Annotated in this window: 18 protein-coding genes; 10 read left to right on the top strand and 8 right to left on the bottom strand. The window is 70.6% G+C overall.

Going from position 1 to position 21,754, the window contains the following annotated elements; translation table 11 throughout:
* The first annotated feature begins 90 nt into the window (after positions 1 to 90).
* Both ACLF5H_RS05905 and ACLF5H_RS05900 read left to right on the top strand, forming a co-directional pair.
* Positions 91 to 1,230: a LacI family DNA-binding transcriptional regulator gene (locus ACLF5H_RS05905; protein ID WP_421674997.1), complete on the top strand. Its 1,140-nt coding sequence runs from the start codon at positions 91 to 93 to the stop codon at positions 1,228 to 1,230.
* Positions 1,227 to 2,138: a carbohydrate kinase family protein gene (locus tag ACLF5H_RS05900; protein ID WP_421674996.1), complete on the top strand. Its 912-nt coding sequence runs from the start codon at positions 1,227 to 1,229 to the stop codon at positions 2,136 to 2,138. Before ACLF5H_RS05905 ends, ACLF5H_RS05900 begins: the two co-directional genes overlap by 4 nt.
* Before the next feature lie 117 nt (positions 2,139 to 2,255).
* Here ACLF5H_RS05900 and uvrA read toward each other — a convergent pair whose 3' ends face one another.
* Positions 2,256 to 5,321: an excinuclease ABC subunit UvrA gene (uvrA, locus tag ACLF5H_RS05895; protein WP_421674995.1), complete on the bottom strand. Its 3,066-nt coding sequence runs from the start codon at positions 5,319 to 5,321 to the stop codon at positions 2,256 to 2,258.
* Between the two features lie 224 nt (positions 5,322 to 5,545).
* Between uvrA and ACLF5H_RS05890 the strand changes: the two genes are divergently transcribed.
* The 6 genes from ACLF5H_RS05890 (at position 5,546) to ACLF5H_RS05865 (ending at position 10,366) form a co-directional block, all read left to right on the top strand.
* Positions 5,546 to 6,232: a maleylpyruvate isomerase family mycothiol-dependent enzyme gene (locus tag ACLF5H_RS05890; RefSeq protein ID WP_421674994.1), complete on the top strand. Its 687-nt coding sequence runs from the start codon at positions 5,546 to 5,548 to the stop codon at positions 6,230 to 6,232.
* 73 nt (positions 6,233 to 6,305) lie between these two features.
* Positions 6,306 to 6,755 carry a hypothetical protein gene (locus ACLF5H_RS05885; protein WP_421674993.1) on the top strand — a complete coding sequence of 150 codons (450 nt, stop codon included), beginning with the start codon at positions 6,306 to 6,308 and terminating at the stop codon, positions 6,753 to 6,755.
* 72 nt (positions 6,756 to 6,827) lie between these two features.
* Positions 6,828 to 7,484, top strand: a complete 657-nt coding sequence (locus ACLF5H_RS05880) for an MBL fold metallo-hydrolase (protein WP_086807233.1) — start codon at positions 6,828 to 6,830, stop codon at positions 7,482 to 7,484.
* A 340-nt stretch (positions 7,485 to 7,824) separates the two neighbouring features.
* Complete coding sequence (locus tag ACLF5H_RS05875) at positions 7,825 to 8,709, top strand: ABC transporter substrate-binding protein (protein WP_421674992.1); 885 nt, start codon at positions 7,825 to 7,827, stop codon at positions 8,707 to 8,709.
* On the top strand, positions 8,706 to 9,617 hold the full coding sequence (locus tag ACLF5H_RS05870) for an amino acid ABC transporter permease (protein WP_421674991.1): 912 nt from the start codon (positions 8,706 to 8,708) through the stop codon (positions 9,615 to 9,617). Before ACLF5H_RS05875 ends, ACLF5H_RS05870 begins: the two co-directional genes overlap by 4 nt.
* Complete coding sequence (locus ACLF5H_RS05865) at positions 9,614 to 10,366, top strand: amino acid ABC transporter ATP-binding protein (protein WP_421674990.1); 753 nt, start codon at positions 9,614 to 9,616, stop codon at positions 10,364 to 10,366. Before ACLF5H_RS05870 ends, ACLF5H_RS05865 begins: the two co-directional genes overlap by 4 nt.
* 7 nt (positions 10,367 to 10,373) lie before the next feature.
* Here ACLF5H_RS05865 and aroQ read toward each other — a convergent pair whose 3' ends face one another.
* Positions 10,374 to 10,847 (bottom strand): type II 3-dehydroquinate dehydratase, encoded by a 474-nt coding sequence (aroQ, locus tag ACLF5H_RS05860; protein WP_421674989.1) that lies wholly within the window; start codon positions 10,845 to 10,847, stop codon positions 10,374 to 10,376.
* 173 nt (positions 10,848 to 11,020) lie between these two features.
* Between aroQ and ACLF5H_RS05855 the strand changes: the two genes are divergently transcribed.
* Complete coding sequence (locus tag ACLF5H_RS05855; protein ID WP_421674988.1) at positions 11,021 to 12,337, top strand: MFS transporter; 1,317 nt, start codon at positions 11,021 to 11,023, stop codon at positions 12,335 to 12,337.
* On the opposite strand, the gene ACLF5H_RS05850 is transcribed toward ACLF5H_RS05855, so the two are convergent.
* From ACLF5H_RS05850 to ACLF5H_RS05825, 6 genes are all read right to left on the bottom strand, one after another.
* The gene (locus ACLF5H_RS05850) at positions 12,327 to 13,427 is read right to left on the bottom strand and encodes a calcium:proton antiporter (protein ID WP_421674987.1); all 1,101 of its coding nucleotides are present in this window, start codon (positions 13,425 to 13,427) and stop codon (positions 12,327 to 12,329) included. The two genes, ACLF5H_RS05855 and ACLF5H_RS05850, sit on opposite strands and share 11 nt — an antisense overlap.
* 192 nt (positions 13,428 to 13,619) lie before the next feature.
* Complete coding sequence (locus ACLF5H_RS05845; protein ID WP_421674986.1) at positions 13,620 to 14,624, bottom strand: TerC family protein; 1,005 nt, start codon at positions 14,622 to 14,624, stop codon at positions 13,620 to 13,622.
* A 224-nt stretch (positions 14,625 to 14,848) separates the two neighbouring features.
* Positions 14,849 to 16,711: a TerD family protein gene (locus ACLF5H_RS05840; RefSeq protein ID WP_421674985.1), complete on the bottom strand. Its 1,863-nt coding sequence runs from the start codon at positions 16,709 to 16,711 to the stop codon at positions 14,849 to 14,851.
* 53 nt (positions 16,712 to 16,764) lie between these two features.
* Positions 16,765 to 17,343 (bottom strand): TerD family protein, encoded by a 579-nt coding sequence (locus ACLF5H_RS05835; RefSeq protein WP_037662684.1) that lies wholly within the window; start codon positions 17,341 to 17,343, stop codon positions 16,765 to 16,767.
* Positions 17,344 to 17,499: 156 nt separating this feature from the next.
* Positions 17,500 to 19,647 (bottom strand): excinuclease ABC subunit UvrB, encoded by a 2,148-nt coding sequence (gene uvrB / locus ACLF5H_RS05830; protein WP_421674984.1) that lies wholly within the window; start codon positions 19,645 to 19,647, stop codon positions 17,500 to 17,502.
* 40 nt (positions 19,648 to 19,687) lie between these two features.
* Complete coding sequence (locus tag ACLF5H_RS05825) at positions 19,688 to 20,566, bottom strand: MHYT domain-containing protein (RefSeq protein WP_421674983.1); 879 nt, start codon at positions 20,564 to 20,566, stop codon at positions 19,688 to 19,690.
* A gap of 296 nt (positions 20,567 to 20,862) precedes the next feature.
* Between ACLF5H_RS05825 and ACLF5H_RS05820 the strand changes: the two genes are divergently transcribed.
* Entirely contained in the window at positions 20,863 to 21,738 is an 876-nt protein-coding gene (locus ACLF5H_RS05820; RefSeq protein WP_421674982.1) for a glycerophosphodiester phosphodiesterase, read from the top strand.
* The last annotated feature ends 16 nt before the right edge of the window (positions 21,739 to 21,754 follow it).

The following is a 21,754-nucleotide window of genomic DNA, read 5'->3' as shown; positions in this document are numbered from 1 at the left end:
AAACGCTTGCGCAAGCGTTTACGCGGGGTCGGCCGATGGGGTACGTTCCCGGCCGAGCGCCCGTACGGCGGGCTGCGGGAAGGGGGCACGATGGCCACCATGGCGGACGTCGCGCGGAGCGCCGGAGTCTCCGTGGCGACCGTCTCGCACGTCCTCAACGGCACCCGCCCGGTCTCGCCCGGCACCCGTCGGGCCGTCCTGGACGCCGTGGACGTCCTCGGCTACACCCCCAACACCCTGGCCCGCTCCTTGGTCACCGCGCGCACCCGCTCCATCGGGCTCGCGGTGTCGGCGGTCAGCAATCCGTACTTCACCGAGATCCTCCAGGGTGTCGAGACCGCGGCCCTGGAGGCCGGCTACGGGCTGCTCCTTGCCGATCCGCACGACGACCCCGTGCGGGAGCGCGAGGTCGCGCAGCTCCTGCATGAGCGCCGGGTGGACGGCATGATCGTCGCCCCGTCCGCGCGGCCGGGCGAGCTGGTCGACTACCTCGGCCGCCATGCCGTACCGACCGTCTTCCTTGACCGGCTGGTCGATCCGCCCGGATCCGGCGACGGGACGGGGGCCACCACGGCCGCGGGCGCCCCTTTCTTCGATCAGGTCTGTGCGGAAAGCGCCGAGCCGACGGCCCGCCTCGTCGCCCATCTCGCCGGGCTGGGGCACCGCAGGGTCGGCCTGATCGCCGGGCTGCCGGGGCTCAGCACGACACGTGAGCGCGTCACGGGCTATCTGGACGGCCTCGCCGCCGCGGGCCTGGCGCACGACGACCGTCTCTTGGTGTCCGGCAGCTCCGAGTCCGCCGGTGCCGAGCGGGCCACCACCGCCCTGCTCGCGCTCCCTGATCCGCCCACCGCGCTCGTCACCGCCAACAACGCGATGACCCTCGGCGCTCTGCGCGCCCTGCGCCGACACGGCCGGTCCGTGCCCGGCGACATCGCCCTGGGCTGTTTCGACGACTTCCCCTGGGCCGACCTCTTCTCGCCCCGGCTCACCGCCATCGCCCAGCCCAGCAGGGAACTGGGCGCCCGGGCCGTACGACTGCTCCTGGAACGCCTGGCCGAGCCCAACCGGCCGTCCCGGACCGTGCGGCTGCCCTGCGCGTTCGTCCACCGCACATCCTGCGGCTGCCCGGAGGAACCCGAGCGGCCTGAGGCGGCCGCGCACCCCGCGGCGTCCGCCCTGTCCGAGATCCCGCCCGAGCCCCCGTCCGAGAAGGGAACCACCTCGTGATCGTCGTCGCCGGTGAGGCACTGATCGACCTGGTACCGCAGGGCCCCGGCGCCCTCGCGGCCCTGAAACCGGCGCCCGGCGGCGGCCCGTACAACACCGCCCTGGCCCTCGGGCGGCTCGGCTCCCCCACCGCCTTCTGCTCCCGGACGTCGTACGACGCCTTCGGCGAGGCCCTGCTCGACGGGCTGCGGCGGGCCGGGGTCGAGGTGGCGGGCGTCCAGCGCGGGCCGGAGCCGACGACTCTCGCGGTGGCCACGATCGACGGCGACGGCTCGGCGTCGTACTCCTTCCATGTCGACGGCACCGCCGACCGTCTCTTCACCGCGCCCGCCTCGCTCCCCGCGGACACTCGCGCGGTGTCCTTCGGCACCCTGTCGCTCGTCCTGGAACCGGGGGCGAGCGCCTATGAAGAGCTGCTGCACCGGGCGGCGGGGCAGGGGCTGTTCACCGCGCTCGACCCCAACATCCGCGCGGGGCTGATCCCGGACGCGGACGCCTACCGGGCGCGTTTCGCGAGCTGGCTGCCCTCGGTGACGCTCCTGAAGGTGTCCGCGGAGGACGCGGCGTGGCTGGGCGGGACGCCGCGCGCATGGCTGGCCGAGGGTCCGTCGGCCGTGGTGGTGACCCGGGGCGGCGAGGGCCTGACCGTGTACACCCGGGACGGCGGGGAGTGTTCCGTGCCCGGTGAGAAGGTCGACGTCGTGGACACCATCGGCGCCGGTGACACGGTGAACGCGGCGCTGCTGCACGGTCTGGCCGCCCTGGACGCGCTGTCACGGGAGGCGCCGGCCGCCCTCGGGACGGAGGGCTGGGCGCGGCTGCTGCGCTTCGCGGCGCGTGCGGCGGCGATCACCTGTTCTCGGGCGGGGGCCGAGCCGCCGTACGCGGGCGAGCTGGGCGCCGTGTGAGCCGTCCGTATTCCGTCTGCTCTTGTCAAGGAGCGGCCGCCGGTTCGTGCGGCTGATGGTGGAACGAACGGCGCCCCGCGGGGAGTTCCCGCGGGGCGCCACTTTTCTGACCCGATGTCAGGCTTTGCTCGCCCGCGTCGTCTTCTTCGCGGGCGTCGCCTTCTTCGTGGCCGTCTTCTTCGCAGCCGTCTTCTTCGTGGCCGTCTTCTTCGTGGCCGCAGCGGCCTTCTTGGTCGCCGTGTTGTTGGCCTTGGCCGTCACCGTCTTCTTGGCCGGTGTCCTGGCCGCGGCCGTCTTCCTGGTGGCGCGCGGCGCCTTCACGGGCTCCGCGTCGCTGACCCGGTCGGCGCCGAGGATCTCGCGCAGGAACTTGCCGGTGTGGCTGGCCGGGACCCCGGCGACCTCCTCGGGCGTGCCCTCGGCGACCACCAGGCCACCGCCGGCGCCGCCCTCCGGGCCCATGTCCACGAGCCAGTCGGCGGTCTTGATCACGTCGAGGTTGTGCTCGATGACGATGACCGTGTTGCCCTTGTCGACCAGGCCGCCGAGCACCTTCAGCAGCTTGCTGATGTCCTCGAAGTGCAGACCGGTGGTCGGCTCGTCCAGCACATAGACCGTGCGTCCGGTGGAGCGCTTCTGGAGTTCGCTGGCGAGCTTGACACGCTGGGCCTCGCCGCCGGACAGCGTGGTGGCGGACTGGCCGAGGCGGACGTAGCCGAGGCCGACGTCGTGCAGCGTCTTCAGGTGACGGGAGATCGCCGGGACCGCCTCGAAGAAGTGCATGGCCTCCTCGATCGGCATGTTCAGCACCTCGGCGATGGACTTGCCCTTGTAATGGACCTCCAGGGTCTCCCGGTTGTACCGGGCGCCGTGGCAGACCTCGCACGGGACGTAGACGTCCGGGAGGAAGTTCATCTCGATCTTGATGGTGCCGTCGCCCGCGCAGTTCTCGCAGCGGCCGCCCTTGACGTTGAAGGAGAAGCGCCCGGGCTGGTAGCCGCGCACCTTGGCCTCGGTGGTCTCGGCGAACAGGCGGCGGACGTGGTCGAAGACACCGGTGTACGTCGCCGGGTTGGACCGCGGGGTGCGGCCGATCGGCGACTGGTCGACATGGACGACCTTGTCCACCAGGTCGTCGCCCGCCACGCGCGTGTGGCGGCCGGGAACGGTGCGCGCGCCGTTCAGCTCACGCGCCAGGTGGGTGTACAGGATGTCGTTGACCAGGGTCGACTTGCCCGATCCCGAGACGCCTGTGACGGCCGTGAACACGCCCAGCGGGAAGGACACGTCGATGTCCTGGAGGTTGTTCTCACGGGCGCCGTGCACGGTGAGCCGGCGCGCGGGGTCGCGGGGCCGCCGGACGTCCGGGAGCGGGATGGCCTTACGGCCGGAGAGGTAGGCACCGGTCTGCGACTCGGTGTTGGCGAGCAGCTCCTTCAGGGAACCGCTGTGCACCACCTTGCCGCCGTGCTCACCGGCGCCGGGGCCGATGTCCACCACCCAGTCGGCGACCTTGATGGTGTCCTCGTCGTGCTCCACGACGATGAGCGTGTTGCCCATGTCGCGCAGCCGCACCAGGGTCTCGATCAGCCGGTGGTTGTCGCGCTGGTGCAGCCCGATGGAGGGCTCGTCCAGCACATACAGCACGCCGACCAGGCCGGAGCCGATCTGGGTGGCCAGGCGGATGCGCTGGGCCTCGCCACCGGAGAGGGTGCCGGCCGCGCGGTTGAGCGAGAGGTAGTCCAGGCCGACGTCGACCAGGAAGCGCAGTCGCTCGTTGACCTCCTTCAGCACGCGTTCGGCGATCTTCTTGTCGCGGGCGCTCAGCTTCAGCTCGCCCAGGAACTCCGCGCAGTCGCTGATGGACATCGCCGCGACCTCGGCGATCGACTTCCCCATGACGCTGACGGCGAGGACGATCGGCTTCAGGCGGGTGCCTTCGCAGGAGGGGCAGGGCACCTCGCGCATATAGCCCTCGAAGCGCTCGCGGCTGGCGTCGCTCTCGGCCTCGCTGTGCCGGCGCTTGACGAAGGGCACCGCGCCCTCGAAGGGCGTGGTGTAGACCCGCTCGCGGCCGTACCGGTTGCGGTAGCGCACCTCGATCTGGGTCTTGTGGCCGTACAGCAGGGCCTTCTTGGCGCGCTGCGGCAGGCCCGCGAACGGGATGTCCGTACGGAAGCCGAGGGCGTCCGCGAGGGCGCCGATCAGACGGCCGAAGTAGTCCTTGGTGTGTCCGTGCGACCAGGGGTGGATGGCGCCTTCGTCCAGGGACTTGTCGGGGTCCGGGACGATCAGCTCGGCGTCGACCTCCATGCGGGTGCCGATGCCGGTGCACTCGGGGCACGCGCCGAAGGGCGAGTTGAAGGAGAAGGAGCGCGGCTCCAGCTCCTCGAAGGACAGGTCGTCGTACGGGCAGTACAGGTGCTCGGAGTACATGCGCTCGCGCTCGGGGTCGTCCTCGGGGAGGTCCACGAAGTCGAGCACGACCATGCCGCCGGACAGGCCGAGGGCGGTCTCCACGGAGTCGGTGAGGCGGCGCTTGGCGGAGTCCTTCACCGTGAGGCGGTCCACGACCACCTCGATGGTGTGCTTCTCCTGCTTCTTCAGGGTCGGCGGTTCGGACAGCTGGACGGTCTGGCCGTCCACCCGCGCGCGGGAGTAGCCCTTGGTCTGGAGGTCGGAGAAGAGATCGACGAACTCGCCCTTGCGCTCGCGCACCAGCGGCGAGAGCACCTGGAAGCGGCTCCCCTCCGGCAGCTCCAGGACCTTGTCCACGATGGCCTGCGGCGACTGGCGAGAGATCGGGCGGCCGCACTCGGGGCAGTGCGGCTTGCCGATCCGCGCGAAGAGCAGCCGAAGGTAGTCGTAGACCTCGGTGATGGTGCCGACGGTCGAGCGGGGGTTGCGCGAGGTCGACTTCTGGTCGATGGAGACCGCCGGGGACAGGCCCTCGATGAAGTCGACGTCCGGCTTGTCCATCTGTCCGAGGAACTGCCGTGCGTACGAGGAAAGCGACTCCACGTAGCGCCGCTGGCCCTCGGCGAAGATCGTGTCGAAGGCCAGGGAGGACTTGCCCGACCCGGACAGACCCGTGAAGACGATGAGCGAGTCACGAGGCAGGTCGAGCGAGACATTCTTGAGGTTGTGCTCGCGCGCGCCACGGACGATGAGACGGTCGGCCACGCCGGTCCGCACCTTTCTTGGGGGAAGTGACAGGGGCGAAGCCCCTGTGCCTCTTCACACTAGGGGGAGCCACTGACAACGCCGGTCGGATTGCTCGGTTGCATAACAACCCCCGGCCTTCCAGCATGCCCGACGCCGCCTTCGACCATATAGCACGCGCATTCGAATTACGGACGAGCTTCACCAGCTTCACCCGAATGTGTGACAGGGCTAGGGTCGAGCCCATGATTGATCACGCTCATGACCTGGCATGTGTACGTGACGCGACCGAGCGGCTGCTCAACGCGGTCGCTCAACTGGACAACGCCTCACTCGCCGAGCCGTCACGGCTTCCCGGCTGGAGCCGCGGCCATGTCCTCGCCCATCTCGCCCGCAACGCGGACGCGCTCGTGAACGTCCTCGAGGGCCGTCCCATGTACGCGAGCGCCGAGGCGCGGGACGCCGACATCGACAACGGCGCCCCGCGCCCCCTGGAGACCCAGCTCGCCGACCTGCGCGCGAGCACGGAGCGGTTCCGGGCGGCGGGGGACGCGCCCGCGGACTGGACGCGGACGGTGGAGCTGCGCAACGGGGTCACCGACGACGCGGCCCGGGTGCCGTTCCGCCGGTGGATCGAGGTGGAGCTGCACCATGTGGACCTCGGGATCGGGTACGACCTGGAGGACCTCCCGGCCGAGTTCCTGGAGCGCGAGAGCGACTTCCTGACCCGGCGCTTCTCCGGCGACCCCGATGTCCCCGCGACCCGCGTGACGGACGGCACACACGAGTGGACCACGGGCAGGCCCGCGGACAAGCCCGAGGTCACGGTCACGGGCACCCCGGCCGACCTGGTGGGCTGGCTCGCCGGCCGCCGCGACGGCTCCGCCCTGACGACGGACGGCGACACCCTGCCGAAGCTCCCGCCGCTCTAGGTTTTGAACCCGCGGCACGGCAGGGCGGTCGCCCGCGCCGGACGAAGGTGACGAGCGAAGGTGCCGGACGAAGGTGCCGCACGAAGACGCCGGGCGAAAAGGTGGGCGCTCCGGTTCGGAGGTGTGTGACGATCAAGGCGTGAGGACTCCTGATGCCACGTTTCGCCGTCGCCTCCTGACAGAGGCGCTCACCGTCGTCGCCGCGTCCGCGTCGGCGCAGGCGGCGTGGCTGGAGAGACACGGTGTCGTGACGGATGAGATCGCGCTCGATCTCGATCACGGCTTCCGTATGGCCGGGCAGTTGGTGGAGGAGGGCCTCCTCCACCCCGCTGCCCTGCCCGATCTGAGGGCGATCGATTCGATCTTCGACGAGATGACCCGCGCCCCCTCCCCGGACCGATGGGCCACGGCGGCCCTGTTCGAGGACGCCGGGTGGGGCCGGGCGCGAGAGCTCGCCCGGCGGGTGCTCGAGCGGGAGGGTGTCGACGCCTCCGTGCTGCCGGATATCCACGTGATCCGGTGAGGATGTACGCGGTTCGGACCGCTTGTGCCGGTGAGGCGTCGCCGCCGTCGCGAACGGCATAGGCTGATCACCATGACGTACACGGGCGAGGTCAGGGTCGGCGGACCGGCGGATGTGCATGAGCTCAAGGACCTGATGATCACGAAGATCGCGGTCGGGCCGATGGACAACAACGCCTATCTGCTGCGCTGCCGGGCCACCGACGAGCAGCTCCTGATCGACGCCGCGAACGAGCCGCGGACGCTCCTGGGGATGATCGGTGACGACGGCATCGCATCCGTCGTCACCACCCACCAGCACGGCGACCACTGGCAGGCGCTCGCCGAGGTCGTGGCCGCGACGGGCGCGCGCACGCATGCCGGCCGCGAGGACGCGCCCGGCATCCCGGTGGCCACCGACGTGCTCGTGGACGACGGCGACGTCATCCGGGTGGGCCGGGTGGAACTCACCGCGCGCCACCTCGTCGGCCACACGCCGGGCTCCATCGCGCTGGTCTACGACGACCCGCACGGCCATCCGCACGTCTTCACCGGCGACTGCCTCTTCCCGGGCGGCGTCGGCAACACGCGCAAGGACCCGAAGGCGTTCGCCAGCCTGATCCACGACGTGCAGACGAAGATCTTCGACGCGCTGCCGGACGAGACCTGGGTCTACCCGGGACACGGCGACGACACCACGCTCGGCGCCGAGCGCCCGCATCTGCCGGAGTGGCACGCGCGCGGGTGGTGAACTCCGGCCGCCCGTAAAGGGATGCCGTACGACCGGCACGCGCGCGGCGTGAACACCGCCCCGCGCGCCCCGTGTGAACGCTTCGCACGTGCCCGGCACCCGCGCACGCTCCCCCGACCCAGTGACACGCGGTCAACTGGTCGCGGCCCCGCCCGGGAGGACGGCTCCCGAGCGGCAGGGCCGCCGGTCCGCCCACCCTGCCCTTGACCGGCGGCCCGGGCCGGGGCCCATGTGCCGCCGCCCCGGCCCGCGTTCACACGGCCGCAACACCCGCTCCCACTATGCGGACAAAAATGGTCGTGACCTCGACAAAGGCGGAGTTCGCTGCCACTCTCCCGCCATGCACCTCGTCCCTCGCACAGTGCGCCGCGCGGTAGCGGTCGCCACCGTCGCCCTGCTCGCCACCGCCGTCGGCTGCGCCCCGCAGCCGGAGGCGAAGTCGTCGGCCACCGCGCCCGGTTCGGCCGCCGCGAGCTGCGCCAAGGGCAAGCAGGCCACCAAGACGTCCGGGAAACTGACCATCGCGACGGACGAACCCGCCTACGAGCCCTGGTTCAAGGACGACAAGCCCGCCAACGGCAAGGGCTTTGAATCCGCGGTCGCCTACGCCGTGGCCGAGCAGCTCGGGTACGGCAAGGACAAGGTGGTCTGGCAGAGCGTGCCCTTCAACAAGGCGTTCGCGCCCGGCGTGAAGACCTTCGACTTCGACATCAACCAGGTTTCGATCAGTGCCGAACGCAAAAAGGCCGTCGACTTCTCCTCCGGCTACTACGACGTGCGCCAGGCCGTCATCGCGCTCAAGGGCGGCAAGGCGGCCGAGGCGAAGAGCATCGCGGACCTGCGCGGCCTCAAACTGGGCGCCCAGGTGGGCACGACCAGCCTCGACTACATCACCGACGTGGTGAAGCCGAAGCAGGAACCCGCCGTCTACGCCAAGAACGACCAGGCCAAGTCCGCCTTGAAGAACGGCCAGGTCGACGCCGTCGTCACCGATCTGCCGACCGCGTTCTACATCACCTCGGCCGAGGTGACGAACGCCAGGATCGTCGGCCAGTTCGAGCACCAGGGCGGCACGCCCGAGCAGTTCGGCCTGGTGCTCGACAAGGGCAGCGCGCTGACCCCGTGCGTGAGCGGCGCCGTCGACGCCCTGCGCAAGGACGGCACGCTGGCGCGGCTCGACCAGCGGTGGCTGTCCGACGCCGTCGGCGCCCCGGTGCTCAAGTGACCTTCACCAAGGGCGAGTCGGCGCGAGAGGGGGCCGACGACAAGGACGGCATGCCCGGCGACGACTACGTCCCCTCCGCGCGGCGGCTGGAGCGCGAGCGCCACAAGCGGGCACGGACCCGCCGCGCGACGGCCGTCGCGGCGCTGTCCACCCTGGTCACCGCCGCCGTGCTCTACCTGGTCGTGGTCGACGCGCCCGGCTGGCCGCGCACCAAGGAGACGTTCTTCAGCGCCCAGTACGCGCGCGAGGCACTCCCGAAGGTCCTCGAAGGACTGTGGCTGAACGTCCGCCTGCTGCTGATCTGCGGTGTCGCTGTCTTGGTCCTCGGCATGCTGATCGCGATCGCGCGCACGCTGCGCGGCCCGGTGTTCTTCCCGCTGCGGGTGCTGGCGGCGGCGTACACCGACTTCTTCCGCGGGCTGCCCCTGATCATCAATCTGATGATCGTGGTGCTGGGCGTGCCGGCGCTGCGGCTCCAGGGCGTGACGGTCGATCCGGTGCTGCTCGGCGGTACGGCGCTGACGCTGACGTACTCGGCGTATGTCGCCGAGGTGTTCCGGGCCGGTATCGAGTCGATCCATCCCTCCCAGCGCGCGGCGGCCCGCTCGCTGGGCCTGACCAACCGCCAGGCCCTGCGCTACGTGGTGCTGCCCCAGGCGGTGCGCCGGCAGGTGCCGCCGCTGCTCAACGACCTGGTGTCGCTGCAGAAGGACACCGGCCTGGTGTCGATCGGCGGCGCGGTGGACGCCGTACGGGCGGCCGACATCATCGTGGGCCGCAGCCTGAACTACACGCCGTACATCGTGGCGGGCCTCGTGTTCGTGGCGCTGACCATTCCGATGACCCGCTTCACGGACTGGGTGACGGCCCGGCTGGACCGGAAGCGGGAACAGGGGGGATCCCTATGAGCGACGCACCCGTGCTGCGCATGGAGTCGGTCCGCAAGACCTTCGGCGAGTCGGTGGTCCTACGGGATGTCGACCTGGAGGTCGCGCCGCACACGGTGACCGCGCTGATCGGCGCCTCCGGGTCCGGCAAGTCGACGCTGCTGCGGTGCGCCAACCTCCTGGAGGAGATCGACGACGGCGCGATCTGGCTGGACGGCGAGGAGATCACCGATCCCCGGGCCGACCAGGACGCGGTGCGGCGCCGGATCGGCGTGGTCTTCCAGGCGTACAACCTCTTCCCGCACATGACCGTGCTGGACAACATCACGCTCGCCCCGCGCCGGGTGCACGGCGTCTCCCGCGCCGAGGCCGAGGAGCGCGCCAGGGGGCTGCTGGAGCGCCTCGGGCTGGACGGCAAGGCGGATGCCTACCCGGACCGGCTCAGCGGCGGCCAGCAGCAGCGGGTGGCGATCGTACGGGCCCTCGCCGTACGTCCCCGGCTGCTGCTGCTGGACGAGATCACGGCCGCGCTCGACCCCGAACTGGTGGGCGAGGTGCTGGAGGTGGTCCGGGGGCTGAAGGACGAGGGCATGACCATGGTGCTGGCCACCCATGAGATGGGCTTCGCGCGGGACGTCGCCGACCAGGTGTGCTTCCTGGACGGCGGGATCGTCCTCGAACACGGCACCGCTGAGCAGGTGTTCGGGGATCCGCAGCAGGAACGCACCCGGCGCTTCCTGCGGCGGATCGTCGAGGCGGGCCGCCTGTAGCTCCCGGCTACGCGTCGGCCCGCGCGGCCCCCAGCAGCGCCACGACACGCTCGACGCCGAACGCGTAGCCCTGCACGCCGCAGCCCGCGATCACGCCGTCGGCACGCAGCGAGACGTACGAGTGGTGCCGGAACGTCTCGCGCCGGTGGATGTTGGAGATGTGCACCTCGAGGACGGGCATGCCGTCGCAGGTGTTGAGCGCGTCCAGGATCGCCACCGAAGTGTGCGAGTAGGCACCGGGGTTGATGACGATGCCGCAGTGGTCCAGGCGTGCCTCGTGGATCCAGTCGACCAGTTCGCCCTCGTGGTTGGACTGCCGGAAGTCGATCGTGCCACCGTGCGCGGCCGCCGCCTCGGCGCACAGCGTCTCGACGTCGGCGAGGGTCTCCCTGCCGTAGATCTCCGGCTGGCGCTGGCCCAGCAGGTTCAGGTTGGGCCCGTTGAGGATCATGATCGGGGCGTTGGCCAGGGTGCGGGGCACGGTTCCTCCGGTCGTTCAGGGCGGTGCGTCCGCGACCGCCGCTCGCCCCGGTCTATCACGGCTCCGGCGTGCGCTCCGGCCCCTGCCCCACTCGCCCCGGGCGCGCGCTTCGACCACTCGGTCACCCCTGTACGCCCCCGTAACTCGTGATCACGGTGGGTAGTTGAGGCACCATGCACGACGTACGCGCTGTCACCACCGCCTCTCTGCCGCGCCTGGCCGCCGCATCCCTCGCCGGCACCGCGGTCGAGTTCTACGACTTCTACGCCTACGGGACCGCGGCCGCGCTGGTCCTCGGCCCGCTGTTCTTCCCTTCCTTCTCGCCGGCCACCGGGACGCTCGCGGCGTTCGCGACGTTCGGCGTGGGTTTCCTGGCCAGGCCGCTCGGCTCGGTGCTGTTCGGGCACCTCGGGGACCGGCGCGGACGGCGGCCGGTGCTCCTCGCCTCGCTGCTGCTCACCAGCGCCTCGACGATCGCGGTGGGCTGTGTGCCCTCGTACGCCTCGATCGGCGTGGCCGCACCCGTGCTGCTCCTGCTGCTGCGGTTCCTCCAAGGGCTCGGCCTCGGCGGCGAGTGGGGCGGGGCCGTACTGCTCACCGTCGAGCACGCGCCCGCCGGACGGCGCGCCCTGTGGTCGAGCATTCCGCAGCTGGGGCCGGCGCTCGGTTTCATGCTCGCCAACGGGGTGATGCTGGCGCTGTCCACCGGGCTCTCCGACGCGCAGTTCGGGCAGTGGGGCTGGCGGGTGCCGTTCTGGGCGGCCGCGGTGCCCGCGCTGGCGGGGCTGTGGCTGCGTTCGTCGCTCGCCGAGAGCCCCCGGTTCCTGGAGATCGACGACCACGCGCGCGTGCCCTTCATGGAGGTCGTACGGCACCACAGACGGCTGGTGCTGCTGGCCGCGGGGGCGCTGTCCGCCGGGTACGCGGTGTTCTACGCGGTGACGACCTGGTCGCTGTCGTACGCCACCGAACGGCTCGACGTGAGCCGGAGCGTCATGCTGACCTGCGTCATGGCGGCGGTGCTCGTGCAGGCCCCGCTCATCCCCGCGGCGGCGCTGCTCGGCGACCGCTACGGGCGCAGGCCGCTGTGCATGACCGGTTGCGCGGCCTGCGCCCTGTGGATGCTGCCCATGGTCTCGCTGCTGGCGACCGGTGAGCCGCTGCTGATGTTCCTCGGGATGCTGGGCGCGCTGCTCGCTTTCGTCACCGTGTTCTCGGTGGTCTCGGCCTATCTGCCGGAGCTGTTCGACGCCCGGGTGCGCTGCACGGGCGCCGCGGTGGGCTACAACCTCGGCGGGGTGCTCGGCGGCGCGCTCACCCCGATCGTGGCCACGGCGCTCGTACAGGACGGCGGGCGCGTCCCCTGGGGCGTGGGCGGCTATCTGACCGGCATGGCGCTGCTCAGCCTGGGATGCTTCGCGCTGCTGCCCGAGACGCATCCGGCGCCGGTGCCCGCGGTGGAGCCGGTGGCCGGCTCGGTCAGGGGTTGATCGCCAGCTCCAGGTAGGCCGCGAACAGCACCAGATGGACACCGCCCTGCAAGGGGGTGGCCCGGCCCGGCACCACGGTCAGGGAGGCGACCACCACCGTCAGCGCGAGCAGCAGCATATGGACGGGGTCGAGGCCGAGGACGAGCGGTCCCGGCAGCCAGAGGGAGGCCAGCGCCACGGCGGGGATGGTCAGTCCGATACTGGCCATCGCCGAGCCGAGCGCGAGATTGAGGCTGGTCTGCACCCGGTCCCGGCGCGCGGCCCGCAACGCGGCGATGGTCTCCGGGAGCAGCACGAGCAGGGCGATGATCACACCGACGACGGCCTGGCGCAGGCCGGCCGCCGCCACGCCCGTCTCGATGGCGGGTGACACGCCCTTGGCCAGGCCGACCACGCCGATCAGCGCGAGGGCGAGCAGGCCCAGGCTGATCAGGGCCGTGCGCTTGGACGGGGGGCTGGCGTGGTCCTCGCTGTTGATGACCTCGCCCTGGCGGGTGATGGGCAGGAAGTAGTCCCGGTGCCGCACCGTCTGGGTGGTCACGAACAGGCCGTAGAGGATCAGTGAGGACAGTGCGGCGAAGGTCAGCTGGAGCGTGGAGAACTCCGGCCCCGGCTTGCTGGTGGTGAAGGTCGGCAGCACCAGGCTCAGCGTGGCCAGGGTGGCGACCGTCGCGAGCGCGGCGCCGGAGCCCTCGGGATTGAAGACGGCGGTGCCGTGCCGCAGCGAGGCGACGAGCAGGCAGATGCCGACGATGCCGTTGCAGGTGATCATCACGGCGGCGAAGACGGTGTCCCTGGCCAGGGTGGAGCTCTTGTCACCGCCGTCGGCCATCAGCGTGACGATCAGCGCCACCTCGATGACGGTGACGGCGATGGCCAGCACCAGGGAGCCGAGGGGTTCGCCGATGCGGTGGGCGATCACCTCGGCATGGTGCACCGCCGCGAGGACGGCCCCGGCGAGCACCACCGTCACCAGGGCGATGACCGGGCCTGGCATGGCACGGTGCCAGGTGAGGATCAGCAGGACGACCGCGAGCACCGGCACGGGGATCGTCCATCGCCGGGCGAGCGATCGCAGCCAAGTGATCATGCCGCGATCGTCGCAGAGTGTCACATGGTTCGCATTCTGTTCGTTCCGGATGCTTCCGTCCCTTCCCTGCGGCGCGCCGGGCCCGCTCGGGCCGGGCTCCGCGTGTCCGATCGTGTCCGAAGGAGGGTCCTCCGCAAGCAGAGAACCCTCCGTGTGCGGCGGCCCTCACGAGCCGCCGTGCGCGCCGTGGCCTCAGACGTCCACGGACTCCTTCTTCCCGGCGTCTTCGGAACCGGCGCCCGCCGCGACGGCCGCCTGCTTCCTGGAGGCCATGAGGCTGGTGACCGTGGTGACGACCAGGACCGCGCAGATCACGCCGAGCGAGACCGGGATGCTGATCTCGGGCGCCGGGACGCCCGACTCGTGCAGGGCGTGCAGCACCAGCTTCACGCCGATGAAGCCGAGGATGACCGACAGGCCGTACGAGAGGTGGACCAGCTTCTTCAGCAGGCCGCCGAGGAGGAAGTACAGCTGGCGCAGGCCCATCAGGGCGAAGGCGTTGGCGGTGAAGACGATGTACGGGTCCTGGGTCAGGCCGAAGATCGCGGGGATCGAGTCCAGGGCGAACAGGATGTCGGTGGTGCCGATGGCGAGCATCACGACCAGCATCGGGGTCATGATCCGCTTGCCGTTCTGCCGGATCCACAGCTTGGTGCCGTAGTACCGGTCGGCCACGCCGAACCTGCGTTCTGCGGCCTTCAGCAGCCGGTTCTCCTCGAACTCCTCCTCGCCCTCGTCGTCGGTCCGGGCCTCCTGGACGAGCTTCCAGGCGGTCCATATCAGGAAGGCGCCGAAGAGGTAGAACACCCAGGAGAAGCTGGTGACGATCGCGGCTCCGGCGGCGATGAACACCGCTCGCAGCACCAGGGCTATGAGGACGCCGACGAGCAGGACGCGCCGTTGGTAGAGCGCGGGAACCGCGAACTTCGTCATGATCAGGACGAAGATGAAGAGGTTGTCGACGCTCAGCGACTTCTCGGTGATGTAGCCCGCGAAGAACTCACCGGCCGGCTGTCCGCCGCCGAAGAGGAACAGGCCGAGGCCGAAGAGACCGGCCAGGACGATCCAGACGACGGTCCAGATGCCTGCTTCTTTGATCGACACCTCATGGGGCTTGCGCCCTATGAGGAAGTCGAATCCGATCAGGGCGGCCAGGCCCACGATGGTCAGGACCCACAGGGTCATGGAAACGTCCACGGCAACCTCCGGCATTTCGAGATGGCAAGCACAGATGCGTTGTCACTGCCGGAGGTCTCTTCCACCCGCACGGGGCCGACGCCCCGGGACCGGAACCGGTCCGTATTGACGGGTGCGCCGCAGTCAGGGAGTACTCCCCTCCGCTTCGAAGACAGTACCTCAATCACCAAGCATTGGTAAAGTGAATCGCAAAGAAAAGCTCAAACTCCCAGGTCAGAGCGGCTTTACTTTTCCTTGATCAATGCCTTGGCGACCTCACCGAGCACGTGTTCCACGATCCGGCTGCCAACCGGCACGAGCGCGGGCTCATAGGTCCAGGCATGGCCGACCCAGGGGTCGGCGACGTACTCGTCGGGGACCGGGGTGAGGCGCATCAGCGAGCGCCACAGCGGGTCCAGCAGGGGGCCGTAGGCGGCGGCGTCCGCACGGTCCGCCACCAGCACGAGGTGCACGCCGACCGCCGGGCCCTCGTCCGCGAGGTAGCGCAGTCGTGTGATGGCCCGGTCGTCGAAGCCGTGCGGGAAGTCGTTGACGATCAGCAGCTGCCGTGCGCTGCCCACGTCGTCCGGCAGTGACCCGGCCGCGCCACCCCGCACCGCCATCTGCACCAGGTCGACCCGCCGGGTGAGCCGTTCCAGCACCTCCGTGACACCCGCCGCCCCGGTCGCGGGCGGTGCCGCGAGGACTCCGGCGCCGGTCAGCGGCCACAGCGCGCGGGCCCCCGCGCCGGCCGGGTCGATGATCCGCACGGTGAACTCCCCCGCCGGGTGCACGGCGAGCAGCCGGACCGCGAGCGTCACCGCCGTCTCCATGGCCGCCTGCCGCAGCGCGGCCGAGTCCGCGAAGGAGCCCTCGGGCATGGCCGTGGCACCGCTGTCGATCCACAGACCGCATTCCAGCGGCAGCCTGACCAGCAGCGGGATGCGCAACGGCAGGCTCTCCGGCAGATGCAGATCGCCGATCCGGAGCGCCATCGGCGGCTCGGTGGGCACGCGGTAGCCGTGCCAGGCGGGGCTGTCCCAGCGGGCGTAGGCGGGCGGGAGCGCCGGTTCCACCACCTCGGATTCCGCGGTGAGCTGGGCGAGGTCGCGGTCAAGGGCGGCGCGCGCCTGATCGGCCAGCTGGTCCCGGCGGGTCCGGGCCGCCTCGCGCGCGGCCGCGTTCCTGTCGCCGAGTCGGGCGCGCGGGTCGGCGAGGGCCTGGTCGAGCTCCCTCTCCAGGCGGCTGTCGGCGAAGTCGACGGCGCCGCGATACGCGGCCGTGGTGCGCGACAGGTCCTCGAACATGCCCCAGACCTGGTTGTACAGCCGCTCCTCCAGCGACCAGCCCACGGCGTCGCCCGCGACCGGCAGGACGGGCTGTCCGTCGGAGACCGGGGAGGCCGCGGGCGGGGGTGGTGCGGTGTGCCGGGGCCGGCGGGGATGGGAGTAGTCGATCGGGCCGCCGAGGGTGGGCACGTCCGCTGGTGCCGGGGTGTCGTACGGGTCGCGGCCCGCGTCTTCCTCGCGGTGCGTGCCGTGGTCGTACGTGGTCGTGGGGCCGGGGTACGTGGTCGCTTGTATGGCGGCGGCGAGCGTGTCGGCCTCGGGCAGACCCTGGTCGGCGAGGAGGGCGGGGAGGCCGTCGGCGTAGCCCTGGCCCGTCGCGCGGATCTTCCAGGCGCCCTGTCTGCGGTACAGCTCCAGGGCGATCAGGGCCGCCTCGGTGTCCAGGCCGCTGACGGTGTAGCGGGCGATCTCGGTGCCGTCGGGGCCGTGCACCGTGATGTGCGGGGCGGGGACGGCGCCGAACCGGAGCGGGCCCGTGGTCCCGGTGGGCAGGGCGAGGAAGACACCGACCCGGTGGACGGCCTCGGGCACGACCGACAGGTCCACGGCCAGGCGGTGTTCGGCCGCCGTCCGCCGGGGGGCCTCGACACCGGGGAGCGTGGGGGCGCCGGGGTGGGCGACCCGCTGGGGGCCGTGCAGCGTGCCGTTCTCGTCGCCCAGCGTGGCCCCGGCCAGGACCGGGACCCCGGCCGAGATCCGGATCTCCAGCCGGACCTGGGGCAATGGGTGGTTCTGTCCCCGCACCAGCTCGGCCGTCATCCCCGTCGCCCCCGCGTCGTGTCGTGGTGAAGCCCCGCCCGCCGGATCCGCGGCTACAGGTGCGGCAGGATCGCCGGCATCAGGTCCTGGAAGGTGCGCCCGTTGGCGGCGGTGCCGAGGGCGGTCATCGTCCAGCCGGAGCCCGCGCGGTGCACCTTGGCCATGATCTGGGCGGTGTACTCGCCGCCGCCGGCCAGCGTGTAGCGGGCGAGTTCCTGGCCGTTGGACTCGTCCACCAGGCGGCAGAACGCGTTCTCCACCTCTTGGAAGGTCTGGCCCGTGAAGGAGTTCACGGTGAAGACGATCTGGTCGATGTGGACCGGGACGCGCTGGAGGTCGACGAGGATCGCCTCGTCGTCGCCGCCCTGGCCGACGCCGCCCACCAGGTTGTCGCCGGTGTGGCGCACCGATCCGTCGTCGCTCACCAGGTGCCGGAAGAAGACGACGTCGACCGGCTGCTTCTCCGCGAAGAGCACCGCGGAGGCGTCCAGGTCGATCTCCTTGGTGCGCGAACCGAACAGACCGCGGCGCTTGGCCGCCTGCCAGCCCAGCCCCATACGGACCGCGGTGAGGGTGCCCCCGTCGTTCTTCTCCAGGCTGATGGCCTGACCCTTGCTCAAGTTGACGGACACGGCTGAATCCCCTCTCGAAGGTCCCCTGTTGCCGCAGACCGCGCGGCTGATCAGAACCCTACGCAGGGGCACCGACACCGCCGCACCCCGGCCCGCGCTTTGTGTCGGTGTTGCAACACTCGGCGCGTATGCCGAGGTCCGGCGGCGTCTCGTGGATCAGGCGATGCCCGCCTCCCGCATCTGGCGCAGCTCCTTCTTCATCTCCGAGACCTCGTCACGCAGCCGGGCCGCGATCTCGAACTGGAGCTCCGCGGCGGCGGCGCGCATGCGCTCGGTCATCTCCTCGATCTGTTCGGCGAGTTCGGCCGCCGGACGGTCCGTCGGCACCGTGGCCGCGGCCTTGCCCTTCGCGCCCTTGGCCGCCTTGCCGCCCTTGACCGCCTTGTCGCTCAGCGCGGGCACGGGGGCCTTGGCGCCCTTGCCGTCCTTCGACTTGCGGTAGCCGCTGCCGAGGAGCTGCTCGGTGTCGACCTCCTCCCGGGCGATCTGCGCGACGATGTCGTTGATCTTCTTGCGCAGCGGCTGCGGGTCGATGCCGTTGGCCTTGTTGTAGGCGATCTGCTTCTCACGGCGGCGGTTGGTCTCGTCGATGGCGCGGTCCATCGCCGGGGTGATCTTGTCGGCATACATATGGACCTGGCCGGAGACATTGCGCGCCGCGCGGCCGATGGTCTGGATCAGCGAGGTACCGGAGCGCAGGAAGCCCTCCTTGTCGGCGTCGAGGATCGCCACCAGGGAGACCTCGGGCAGGTCGAGGCCCTCACGCAGCAGGTTGATGCCGACCAGGACGTCGTACTCACCGGCGCGCAGTTCGCGCAGCAGTTCCACGCGGCGCAGGGTGTCGACGTCGCTGTGCAGATAGCGCACCTGGATGCCCAGTTCCAGGAAGTAGTCGGTGAGGTCCTCGGCCATCTTCTTGGTGAGCGTGGTGACCAGGACGCGCTCGTCCTTGTCGGTGCGCTTGCGGATCTCGTGCACCAGGTCGTCGATCTGGCCCTCGGTGGGCTTGACCACGACCTCGGGGTCGACCAGGCCGGTCGGGCGGATGATCTGTTCGACGACGCCGTCGGAGCGCGACAGCTCGTAGTTCCCCGGGGTGGCCGACAGGTAGACGGTCTGCCCGACGCGCTTTTGGAACTCCTCCCACTTCAGGGGCCGGTTGTCCAGGGCGGAGGGCAGGCGGAAGCCGTGCTCCACGAGGGTGCGCTTGCGGGAGGCGTCGCCCTCGTACATCGCGCCGATCTGCGGGACGGTGACGTGCGACTCGTCGATGACGAGCAGGAAGTCGTCCGGGAAGTAGTCGAGCAGGGTGTTGGGCGGGGAGCCGGGCAGGCGGCCGTCGAAGTGCATCGAGTAGTTCTCCACGCCGGAGCAGGTGCCGATCTGGCGGAGCATCTCGATGTCGTAGGTGGTGCGCATCCGCAGCCGCTGGGCCTCCAGGAGCTTGCCCTGCTTCTCCATCTCGGCCAGGCGCTCGGCCAGCTCCTTCTCGATGTCGTTGACGGCCCGCTCCATGCGCTCGGGGCCTGCGATGTAGTGGGAGGCGGGGAAGACGTACAGCTGCTGGTCGTCGCTGATGATCTCGCCGGTGAGCGGGTGGAGCGTGGACAGCGCCTCGATCTCGTCGCCGAACATCTCGATGCGGACGGCGAGCTCCTCGTAGACCGGGAAGATCTCGATGGTGTCGCCGCGGACGCGGAAGGTGCCGCGGGTGAAGGCCAGGTCGTTGCGTGTGTACTGGATGTCGACGAAGCGGCGCAGCAGATCGTCCCGGTCGATCTCGTCGCCGACTCTGAGCGGGACCATGCGGTCCACGTACTCCTGCGGGGTGCCCAGGCCGTAGATGCAGGACACCGAGGCGACCACGACGACGTCACGGCGGGTGAGCAGCGAGTTGGTCGCCGAGTGGCGCAGCCGCTCGACCTCCTCGTTGATCGAGGAGTCCTTCTCGATGTAGGTGTCCGACTGCGGGACGTACGCCTCGGGCTGGTAGTAGTCGTAGTACGAGACGAAGTATTCGACCGCGTTGTTCGGGAGGAGCTCGCGGAACTCGTTGGCCAGCTGGGCGGCCAGGGTCTTGTTCGGCGCCATCACCAGGGTGGGGCGCTGGAGCTTCTCGATCATCCACGCGGTGGTGGCGGACTTGCCGGTGCCGGTCGCGCCCAGCAGGACGACGTCCTTCTCGCCGGCCTTGATGCGCTTGGCCAGGTCGGCGATGGCCGTCGGCTGGTCGCCGCTGGGCTGGTAGGGACTGACGACCTCGATGGGCGCCACCGTGCGTTCGATGTGGGAAACGGGCCGCATGCCATCAACCGTACGACCCCCCACTGACAACGGGTCCCGGTCAGCGGTTCTGCGGGGTGCGGGCGCCCTGCCGTACGGGCCTGGGGTCGGGGTGTCGGTGCTGGTGAGGGGCGGGGAGGGGGCGGGTGCGGGGAGTGAGGGAAGCGGCCGGGACGCCGGGGGCGGGCAGGGCGGGCGCCCGGTCGGGGTGGCGCAGGACCAGCATCGGGTCGAGGATCACGACGACCCCGGCGAGGACCAGGAGGACCAGGGGGCCGAGCAGCATGGGTACGAGCGCGGACGCGTCCGGCGTGTCGGCGGTGGTCTCGGCGGTGCCGTCCAGGTGGACGCTGAGGGCGGCCATGGCCATGTAGTGCATGCCGCTGACGGCGAGGCCCATCAGGAGGCTCGCCCCCACGCTCGGCAGCAGTCCGCGGGCGCGTCCGGCGGCCCACAGGGCGGCGGTGGCGGCGGCGACCGCTATGGCGACGGAGGCGACGACTTTGGGCGTGCTGTAGGCGAAGCTTCCGTGGAAGCGCATCCCGGCCATGCCGAGGTAGTGCATCGAGGCGACGCCCAGTCCGGTGACGGTGCCGCCGGTGAAGAGCGGTGCCCCGGTGGCACCCCGGTAGCCGACGATGAAGACTCCTACGCCGACCATGACGACGGCGAGTCCGAGGCTCGCGTAGGTGACCGGCTCGTCGTAGTGGACCGGCGCCTGCACGATGCTGAAGCCCATCATGGCGACGAAGTGCATGGTCCAGGTGCCGCAGCCGAGCGCGGCGGCGCCGAGGGCCAGCCAGGCCGGCCGCCGCGCATGCGTGACCAGCAAGGACCGGGTGATACAGCGCAGCCCGAGGGCGCCACCGAGGCAGGCCATCAGATAGGCCACCAACGGGGTGACGGCCCCGTAGCCGAAACCGTCGACCGTGCCCTGCATCCGCGGCTGCCCTTCGCCCTCGTATGTCCCGGAAACCCTGAAAATCCGCGCCGTACCAGGACCGCGCGGGCGGCCGGGGGTGTCGCAGAGAGTATGACTGCCACCGGAATGGTCGAACGACTTTCCGACAAAGAAACACGGCCTTGCCCCAGTTGTGGGGCACCGGTGAGCACCTGGAGGCGTCTTCCTGCGATATGTGGCCTTCGTACGGTCGCGTACCGTTGGCTCTCTGCTGTCACTCTGGTGCTGTCGGTCGCCGGTCCGGCGTGGGTTTTCGTTCGACGCGAGGAGTAAGCATGCGCGCGCGCCTGGTCGCCGTTCTGGCCGCCGTGGTCCTGGCCGTGTTGTCCGCGGTGGCCCTGGTGAGTCTCACCTCCGACGCCAAGGCGGGCGTTCGGCCGCCCTTGGTGATCGCCCACCGGGGTGCCCCCGCCCACGCTCCCGAGAACACGCTGCCCTCGATCGACACGGCGGCGCGGCTGGGCTCCACCTGGGTCGAGAACGACGTCCAGCGCACCAAGGACGGCGAACTGGTGGTCATCCACGACGACAGCCTGAAGCGCACCACGAACGCCGAGAAGGTCTTCCCCGGCCGGGCGCCGTGGAAGGTGAAGGACTTCACCGCCGCCGAGATCGCCCGGCTGGACGCGGGCAGCTGGTTCGCCCCCGCCTTCGCGGGCACGCGCGTGCCGACCCTGGAGCAGTACATGCGCCGGGTCGAGCACAATCACGAGAGCCTGCTGCTGGAGGTCAAGAACCCGGAGCTGTATCCAGGCATCGAACAGCAGATCCTGAAGGTCCTCGGCAACGAGGGCTGGCTGGACCGCGATCATCTGAAGCGGCTGGTCGTGCAGAGTTTCAGCGCGGACAGCGTGCGGACCGTCCATGAGCTGAAGCCCGCGCTGACCACGGCCTATCTCGGGACGCCCCCGGTGTCGCAGCTGAAGCGGTACGCGCGTTTCGTCGACCTGGTCAACCCGTCGTACGGATCGCTCACCAAGTCGTACGTGTCGGCGGTGCACGGTGTCCGCGGGCCGCACGGCCGGCCGCTCGGGGTGTACGCCTGGACGGTGGACGACAAGGCCACCGCCCGCAAGGTCGCCGGGTACGGCGTCGACGGGATCATCAGCAGCAAGGCGGACGTGGTGCGGGCGGCTCTGAGCACCAAGTGACCCGGGCCTCGACCGG

This window comes from Streptomyces sp. LaBMicrA B280, from assembly GCF_049222185.1.
In the GTDB taxonomy this organism is placed as follows: Bacteria; Actinomycetota; Actinomycetes; order Streptomycetales; family Streptomycetaceae; genus Streptomyces; species Streptomyces murinus.
Note: the sequence above shows the minus strand (reverse complement) of the source record. Positions and strands in the feature narration are given on the sequence as shown.